Origin of the sequence: Acidovorax sp. NO-1 (assembly GCF_000238595.1) — a bacterium.
In the GTDB taxonomy this organism is placed as follows: domain Bacteria; phylum Pseudomonadota; class Gammaproteobacteria; order Burkholderiales; family Burkholderiaceae_C; genus Acidovorax.
Window position 1 is genome coordinate 1 of the sequence record NZ_AGTS01000117.1, and the last position, 425, is coordinate 425.

Annotated in this window: 1 pseudogene; it reads left to right on the top strand. The window is 71.3% G+C overall.

Annotated features, from left to right (window positions below):
• Window positions 1–425: pseudogene (locus KYG_RS18695) on the top strand (zinc-binding dehydrogenase); the annotation flags it as partial.

Genomic DNA, 425 nt, shown 5'->3' on the forward strand with positions numbered 1-425 from the left:
GATCAGGGCCGGGTCAGCGCCGGCCAGTGGGTCGCGGTGCACGGCTGCGGTGGCGTCGGCCTCTCGGCGATCATGATCGCCCGCGCCCTGGGCGCCCAGGTGGTGGCCATCGACATCACCGCCGACAAGCTGGCCCTGGCGCGTCGCCTCGGCGCGATGGCGACGATCGATGCCACCCAGGTGGCCAGCGTGCCCGAAGCGGTGCAGGAACTGACCGGCGGCGGTGCGCACCTCTCCCTCGACGCCCTCGGCCATCCAATCACCTGCTGCAATTCCATCGCCTGTCTGCGCAAGCGCGGCAGGCACGTCCAGGTCGGACTGCTGCTGGGTGACCAGGCCGACCCCGGCGCTGCCGATCGAACCTGGTGATCCGGCCCGGGAACTGGAGATCCTCGGCAGCCACGGCATGCAGGCCCATCGCTACG